We start from the raw sequence: 1,407 nt of genomic DNA, 5'->3' as shown, positions 1-1,407 counted from the left end.
CGCAGTCCAACGAACCGCCTGCCGGTGTGTTCCGCGAAAAGCTCAAGTACTCCCGCGCCGTGCGTGACGGCCGCATCGACGACAACCAGTTCCTGCCGGTGATCTACGAATTTCCGCAGAACATGATCAAAAGTGGCGAAGCCCGTCTGGTCGAGAACTTCCACCTGGTAAACCCCAACATGGGATTCTCGGTGGACGAAGCCTTCCTGCGGCGCAGCTTCAAAATGGCCGAAGAGGCGGGCGAAGAAGAACTGCGCGGCTTTCTGGCCAAACACGCCAACATCGAGGTCGGCCTAGCGTTGCTGTCAGAACGCTGGGCCGGTGCTGACTTCTGGGAGATACAAGGCAAACGTCCAGGACTCAGCTTCGACGACTTGCTGCGTATGTGCGAAGTGATCGACATCGGCATCGACGGCGGTGGTCTGGACGATTTGTTGGGCTTTGCGGCCATCGGCAGGCACCGGACCACACGGGAATGGCTGCTCTGGAACCATGCATGGGCGCACCCCTCGGTGCTGACCCGACGGCAAACCGTGGCGGCCAACTTCCATGACTTTGCCAAAGACAACAACCTCACGCTGGTCGAGCAAATCGGCCAAGACGTGGAGCAGGTGGCCAGTCTGGTCGCCCGCGTAGAACAGTCCGGCTTGCTGGACAAGGTCGGTCTCGATCCGGCAGGTATCGGCGCGATTCTCGATGCCCTGGTCGAGGCCGGTGTCCCTGAAGAGAAGGTCATCGGTATTTCACAAGGCTGGAAACTGGGCGGCGCGATTAAAACCGCTGAACGCAAACTCGCTGAGGGCGGCTTGATCCACGGCGGCCAACCGATGATGGCCTGGTGCTGCGGCAACGCCAAAGTTGAACCGCGCGGCAACTCGATCCTCATTACCAAACAGGCTTCAGGCTCGGCCAAGATTGACCCGCTCATGGCCACTTTCAACGCCGTCACGCTGCTCTCACTCAACCCCGAAGGCCGGGGCAATGACGACTTTATGGACGCCATCAGGAATCCGATCATCGTATGAACATGCCACTGCTTATCTTTGTGTTATCCGCGCTGGCCGGTTTGCTGCTGGCTGTGGCCGGGGTCTTTGTGTTGTCCGGTCCAGGCTGGGCACTGATTGCCAGTGCGATCGCGCTCTTGCTGGTCGCAGCCTTTGTGCGCAAGGGGCTGATCAGTGAGTAAATCCTTGGCGACTGTCATCGGTCGCGCGGCTTCACGGCCCAGTGCCTCACTCAGTGGCTTCTTGGGCAAAGCAATCAAACTCACCGACGGCGAGTTCTGGAGCAACGTACTCGGCAACACCTCAAGCTCCGGCAAAACCGTCACCATCGACAGCGCCATGCACCTGTCCGCCGTATGGGCATGTGTGCGGATCATCTCCACCTCAGTGGCAGGTCTGCCGC

General features: G+C 59.8%; 1 protein-coding gene and 2 pseudogenes. All 3 read left to right on the top strand.

The features are described from left to right. Positions 1 to 1,025, top strand: a pseudogene (locus ACP7A4_RS23025) (terminase large subunit); the annotation flags it as partial. Continuing rightward, positions 1,022 to 1,186 (top strand): hypothetical protein, encoded by a 165-nt coding sequence (locus ACP7A4_RS23020; protein ID WP_088500081.1) that lies wholly within the window; start codon positions 1,022 to 1,024, stop codon positions 1,184 to 1,186. The pseudogene ACP7A4_RS23025 and the gene ACP7A4_RS23020, both read left to right, overlap by 4 nt. Beyond that, positions 1,179 to 1,407, top strand: a pseudogene (locus ACP7A4_RS23015) (phage portal protein); the annotation flags it as partial. The gene ACP7A4_RS23020 and the pseudogene ACP7A4_RS23015, both read left to right, overlap by 8 nt.

It is taken from the genome of Pseudomonas sp. TWR3-1-1 (genome assembly GCF_049896545.1).
In the GTDB taxonomy this organism is placed as follows: domain Bacteria; phylum Pseudomonadota; class Gammaproteobacteria; order Pseudomonadales; family Pseudomonadaceae; genus Aquipseudomonas; species Aquipseudomonas weihenstephanensis.
Note: the sequence above shows the minus strand (reverse complement) of the source record. Positions and strands in the feature narration are given on the sequence as shown.

Coding starts and splice junctions, on each gene's coding strand:
- ACP7A4_RS23020 (WP_088500081.1), top strand. CDS start 1,022: ATGAACATGCCACTGCTTATCTTTGTGTTATCCGCGCTGGCCGGTTTG.